This is a genomic window from Maribacter sp., from assembly GCF_039968975.1.
Classification (GTDB): Bacteria; Bacteroidota; Bacteroidia; order Flavobacteriales; family Flavobacteriaceae; genus Maribacter.
This window is the reverse complement of record NZ_JBDVOT010000037.1, coordinates 1-6,159: the sequence shown is the minus strand read 5'-3', so window position 1 is coordinate 6,159 and position 6,159 is coordinate 1. Positions and strand designations below refer to the sequence as shown.

General features: G+C 32.9%; 6 protein-coding genes. 4 read left to right on the top strand and 2 right to left on the bottom strand.

Going from position 1 to position 6,159, the window contains the following annotated elements; all coding sequences use genetic code 11:
• On the bottom strand, positions 1 to 417 hold a 417-nt coding region (locus ABJI11_RS02250; RefSeq protein WP_348349032.1), incomplete at its 3' end, for a GntR family transcriptional regulator.
• 384 nt (positions 418 to 801) lie between these two features.
• Here ABJI11_RS02250 and ABJI11_RS02245 point away from each other — a divergent pair.
• The 3 genes from ABJI11_RS02245 to ABJI11_RS02235 all read left to right on the top strand — a co-directional run bounded on the left by ABJI11_RS02245 (position 802) and on the right by ABJI11_RS02235 (position 3,892).
• Positions 802 to 963, top strand: a complete 162-nt coding sequence (locus tag ABJI11_RS02245; protein ID WP_348349030.1) for a hypothetical protein — start codon at positions 802 to 804, stop codon at positions 961 to 963.
• 1,497 nt (positions 964 to 2,460) lie between these two features.
• A complete protein-coding gene (locus ABJI11_RS02240; RefSeq protein ID WP_036154395.1) occupies positions 2,461 to 2,919 on the top strand; it encodes a cold shock domain-containing protein in 459 nt (152 codons plus the stop codon).
• A 16-nt stretch (positions 2,920 to 2,935) separates the two neighbouring features.
• Positions 2,936 to 3,892 carry an EamA family transporter gene (locus ABJI11_RS02235; RefSeq protein ID WP_348349028.1) on the top strand — a complete coding sequence of 319 codons (957 nt, stop codon included), beginning with the start codon at positions 2,936 to 2,938 and terminating at the stop codon, positions 3,890 to 3,892.
• Here ABJI11_RS02235 and ABJI11_RS02230 read toward each other — a convergent pair.
• Positions 3,864 to 4,448, bottom strand: coding sequence for a pseudouridine synthase (locus tag ABJI11_RS02230; protein WP_348349026.1), 585 nt, complete (start codon positions 4,446 to 4,448; stop codon positions 3,864 to 3,866). The genes ABJI11_RS02235 and ABJI11_RS02230 overlap by 29 nt on opposite strands.
• Positions 4,449 to 4,569: 121 nt before the next feature.
• On the opposite strand from ABJI11_RS02230, the gene ABJI11_RS02225 reads away from it, so the two are divergent.
• A complete protein-coding gene (locus ABJI11_RS02225; RefSeq protein WP_348349024.1) occupies positions 4,570 to 6,123 on the top strand; it encodes a DEAD/DEAH box helicase in 1,554 nt (517 codons plus the stop codon).
• Positions 6,124 to 6,159: the final 36 nt, after the last annotated feature.

Genomic DNA, 6,159 nt, shown 5'->3' with positions numbered 1-6,159 from the left:
ATTATTTTTATAGTTTTTGGTCAATAATCTATGAAACTCTAAATCTGCCTGTATTCTAGAAATAGCATCAGTGGCATTTTCAAATACCTCTTGCTGTTTCTTAAGTTCAACAATATGCGCTTCAGTAAACTCAGAGTTTTCAATAGCCATAACCTCCAAATTTGCTACTAGTTCATATAAATCTTCTGCTTCTTCAACATCTAATTCCGCTATTATAAAACCTCTATTGGGAACGGCTTTGATAATATGAGATTGTTGCAATTGGGTTAGCGCCTCTCTAATAGGAGTAACACTTACTTTCAAATGTCGGGCAAGAGCTGCCAAATTAATCGTTTTTCCGGTTTTTAGGTTACCTGTGACCATCTCTGACAACAGATAATCCCGTACTTGATCTCTTAGGTTTTTTTTGAGCAGCATGTATCAAATATAATATATCGTATACGATTATAACTATTCTTAAATACAGTTATTATAAGACAAGTAACTACAGTGCCTATTAATATGTTAATTATCAATGCTAGCGTATAGATTTCAACGTTTTAATGTCACAACCCTACAATCAATTCTACATAAAAAATCTAACATCCAATTTTATAAAAGGATTATTCCTTTCAGGAGTATTATTAATGGCATACAGCTGTAGCGAAGATGACAGTAGAAATTGAAGATGGTTCTATCATTTCTGATAGCGGCACCAAGTCTACAACTATAGCCTTTAATGAAACTGCAACCTACAGTATAGAAGGTAGCTGGTCAGTAGTTTTTTAGGGTAATACCTATAATGTCACGGTAAATAATCCATTGACCAGTGAAGTAACATGTTCCTATGTTTCAAGTGGTGATATGGATGTCTCTAAGAACGGACTTTCCGTAAACGTAGATTTTGGAGATACAACTTGTGATAATGTAGCTTTACTTACATATCCTAATGGTGTTGAAGAGGAAATTACTTTAGAAGATTAAATTTAAATTTTAATATAAATTGGAAAGGATAAGATCGTTTAATCTTATCCTTTTTTTTGCTAATTCAGAGAAGCAATTGCAAACGCTTCTATACCCTTTTTCTATGTTGTTTCAATTTTTTACAACTTTTAATTACTAAGAAAGGCGCCCAATTTTAAATTCGAAAAATGATTAATGTGTATGATTTCTACTTGCAACCCACTGTACTCGTTTGCTGTTCTTAAAACTTGAAAAGAATATATTTCTTCTAGTTTCTGTCGGTGTATTTCTGATAAAAGTTCTCATGATGTTCGTTTTTTAACCGGTGATTAGCCGAATTGATTAATGATTTTTTTTGATTGATAAATTTTAATGTGTGTGATGTCTAGACGATGCCCATTGTACTCGTTTACTATCCTTAAAACTTGAGAAAAATGTATTTCTTCTAGATTCTGTTGGTGTATTTCTGATAAAAGTTCTCATGATGTTCGTTTTTAACCGGTGATTAGCCGAATTGATTAATGATTTTTTTTGATTAATGGATTCTTAATGTGTGTGATGTCTAGATGATGCCCATTGTACTCGTTTACTATCCTTAAAACTTGAGAAAAATGTATTTCTTCTAGATTCTGTTGGTGTGTTTCTGATAAAAGTTCTCATGATGTTCGTTTTTTAACCGGTGATTAGCCGAATTGATTAATGATTTTTTTTGAATGATGAATTCTTAATGTGTGTGATGTCTAGATGTTACCCATTGTACTCGTTTACTATTAATAAAGTTTGTAAAAAAGGTATTTCTTCTAGATTCTATTGGTGTATTTCTAATAAATGTTGTCATGATATTCGATTTTTAATCGGTGATTAGCCGTGTGATTGATGAATGATTATTGAATTTAATATTAATGGGTATGATTTCTTGATGCTGCCCATTGCACTCTCTTACTATTTTTTAAACTTGAAAAGAAAGTGTTTCTTCTTGTTTCTGTCGGTATGTTTCTGATAAAAGTTCTCATGATATTTAATTTTTAATTGATGATTAATAATTTTGTTATACTTACTAGACGACGAATGTTTTATTTTGTTACAGTACTATGCATAAAAAGGTATTATTTTTAACAAATTAAATTATCGAATTTAACGTATTATATTGTTTTTCAGTATTTTATATATTTTATTAAAAATTTGATTTTAACAACTCTTAATGATTAATTGCAGATTCTATATTTATTAGGGTAGGAGAAGAGGTGAAAACCATCCAAATATTACTATATAAAGTGTTACTAAATTCATTTTAAAAAGAAGCAGTACAAAACTTTAGTAGTTTGAGCCCCTCTAATGCTAAATAATTGAAATACAAATCATATCTTTGTAGAACTTTAAAGGGATGCAGATGATTCTTGCAATGACCTTACAACAAACGGAATTATAGTTTACTCAAAAACTTACCGTTCGTTATACACGTCACCACGTATTTCAATTCCTTTATTGCAAAATCTATTATTATCATTAAAATTACGAATGGCAAAATCGCAACAAACATTTAATAAAACTGAAAAAGAGAAAAAACGCTTAAAGAAGCGTGAAGAAAAGAAGAAAAAAATGCTTGCTCGTAAAGCAGCTGCAAAAGAAAATGGTACTTCTGGTATTCCACTTGCTTATGTAGATTTCAATGGAAACTTGGTGGACACTCCGCCAGATCCAGCAATGAAAGTAGAAATTGAAGCGGAAGATATCGTTTTAGGTATTCCAAAGAAAGAAGAAGGTGATGTTGAAGAATTTGATCCGGTAAGAAACGGTAAAGTTTCTTTCTTTGATACTACAAAAGGATTTGGTTTCATAATCGACGCTGAGAACAATGAAAAATATTTTGTTCATGTTAGTGGTCTTATCGATGAGATTATGGAAAACGACAAAGTTTCTTACGAGCTAGAAAAAGGCATGAAGGGTATGAACGCCGTTCGTGTAAAGAAAATCTAGTCCTTAATAATTTTCTATGGCGAAAATGCAACGTAACACCGTTCTGGTAGTAATGTCATTTTTTGCCATTTACTTCATATGGGGTTCTACCTATTTATGGAATAAAATTGCAGTAACCGAATTACCTGCCTTTATGTTGGCAGGTATTCGTTTTTTTACCGCTGGTACTTTAATATTCATTATTTCTAGAATATTAGGTTTACCATTAAAAATTTCAAAACAAGAATTCAAGAACACTTTTAAAGCCGGCTTTCTATTTCTTACAATAGGTAACGGAATAGTGGTATGGGCATTACAATATGTAGATAGTGGATTTGCTGCATTAGAAGTTTCTGCACAACCACTGGTAGTACTAATAATGATGCGCGTTCTTCACGGCAAAAAAATTCAGCCTATGTCAATCATAGGTGTTGTCTTTGGAATTACCGGTATATTTTTATTGGTCAGTCAAAAAGAAATCATAGCTCAAGAGGGTGCCGTTTTAGGTATGGTACTAATTTTTCTATGTATGCTAAGCTGGTCTTACGGCAGTTTGTTTGTGAGTAAAGCAGAATTACCTAAAAACTTCTTTGTAAATACGGGCTACCAAATGTTTACAAGCGGATTATCCCTTGTTTTAATAAGCATGTTATTAAGGGAGCCTTGGTCTTTGCCAACCACTTGGAGCACTCCGGTATTATGGTCAATGTCATTGCTCATTGTTTTTGGAAGCATTGTAACTTTTACCGCTTTTAATTACTTATTACGAATAGTTTCACCAGAAAAAGTGGCAACATCTACTTATGTGAACCCTATAGTTGCTATGACTTTAGGTTGGTATTTTTTGAATGAAAATATTACCATGCAGTCGGTAATTGCATCAATAGTATTGCTTACCGGAGTTTACTTTATCAACACGAAAAAAAGCCTTACCATTTTATCTCGTTTTTCAGGAAAACGAATTCCTAAAAAGATGGCAAAAGATTTGAAGTAACAACTACCTCTCTAGGTTGCATTTCTCCTAATACTATCTCGCCAATTCTTACACGTATTAAACGAACCGTTGGAAAACCAACAGCTGCCGTCATTTTACGTATTTGACGAAATTTACCTTCCTTGATTATTATACTAATCCAAGATGTAGGTCTATGTCTTCCAATTCGTAATGATTTATCTGCATCGGGTAGGGCAGGAGGTTCACTTAATATGGTCACTTCGCACGGTTTGGTGGTATACTTTTGACCGAATAAACCAATAGTTATTCCTTCTGATATTTCTTTAATTGCTTCCGTGGTAATTAAACCATCTAGCTGTGCTAGATATTCTTTTTCTATTCCTGATCTATTAATAGTATCGCTCAACTTTCCATCTGTTGTCAATAACAATAAGCCTTCAGACTTTTCATCTAGTCTACCCACAGGCATTAATCCTTCAGGTAAATCATGAAGCTCACTCAAAAATCGTTTTTTACGGAGCTGACGATCTTCACCAGAGGTCATTTGGCTTAACATACCCACAGGTTTATATATTTTAAAATGGAAATGTTCCAATAATTTATATGATTACGATTTATTTAAGTTACATATAGTCGCAAAAGATACCCTTTTTAACCCATGAATTAGTAATGTACTAAGGAGAATGTTACCTTTGTATACTTCCAGAGAAGATTTTATGCAAGAGACAGTTTTTGAATTACAGGATAGAAAGACCGATAAGGAACTTTACAGCTATCAACAAGGAGCAATTCAACAAATTTTTGACAAGTTCGATTCAGAACGAGATGATTATCACCTTCTATACCAATTACCTACCGGTGGTGGTAAAACAGTGATTTTTTCCGAAATAGTACGTCAATACCTTAAAAACCACAATAAGAAGGTTTTGGTAATGACACACCGTATTGAACTTTGTAATCAAACATCATCAATGCTTACTAGTTTTGGTGTTGTCAACAAGGTAGTAAACAGTAAAGCCAATCTTGATGACCATGAACGTTACAGCTGTTACGTTGCCATGGTAGAAACCTTAAACAATAGGTTAAACGACGACCAATTAGATATTTCTGATGTTGGTCTGGTCATCATTGATGAAGCGCACTATAATTCTTTTACCAAACTTTTTAAGTTCTTCGATAATTCTTTTGTTCTTGGTGTTACAGCAACCCCGTTAAGTTCTAATAAGGACTTACCCATGAACAAGAACTATGATGAACTTATACCTGGTGAAACTATAGAAAATCTTATTGCCAATGATTTCTTGGCAAGGGCAGAAGTATTTCAGTATGACATGGGACTTACCTCTCTTGAAATAGGTTCTAATGGTGATTATACTGTAAAATCTTCCGCTGATTTATACACGAGCCCTGCAATGTTAAGTAAGCTCTTAGAAGCTTACACTAAACATTCTAAAGGTAAAAAAACATTGATTTTCAACAACGGTATTGAAACTTCTATTCAAGTATACCATACTTTTCAGGCTGCTGGCTTAAATGTTATGCACCTTGATAATACTGCCACTAAAAAGCAGCGTAAAGAAATTTTAAAATGGTTTAAAGAAACACCTGATGCTATACTGACATCGGTAAGTATTTTGACCACGGGTTTTGATGAACCTACCATTGATACTATTATTTTAAATAGAGCAACAAAATCGTTAACACTTTACTACCAAATGATTGGTAGAGGTTCTAGGGTTTTAAATAACAAATCTAAATTTACGGTTATTGATTTAGGTAACAACCTTTATCGCTTTGGACCATGGGGTGCAGATTTGGATTGGGGTGCAATTTTCAAGTCTCCAAACTTCTACATGGACCGTATTAAGGATGATGAGGACATTGAAAGTGATTTTAAACTTGAGCTTTCTGAAGAAGTAAAAGCTGAATTTAAAAATTCAGAGGATACTTATTTCGATATTAAAGAAACTTATGAAACAGCAACGTTTGCCGGAGAATCTTCAAAAGTGGTTTTAGAACGATCCATTGCACATCATGCTTATATGTGTATTGAAAATAGTGAAGATGTATATGATGCGTTGGCATTAGCGAAACTTTTGAAAGAGGATATCGACAATCGTATTCACGTATATGGAAAGTGTATTAGCAAGAGTACTTATAATTTTTTAAGTTGGCTAAAAGATGATTACCAAAAGAAATTGAACGCTTACTTACGTGAAAATTTTGATAGGGTATTTGAAGATATTCATGGGCATCCGCCAGAAGATTAATGTAAGCTAAATATTTTCTATTTCTATAGAATTTAT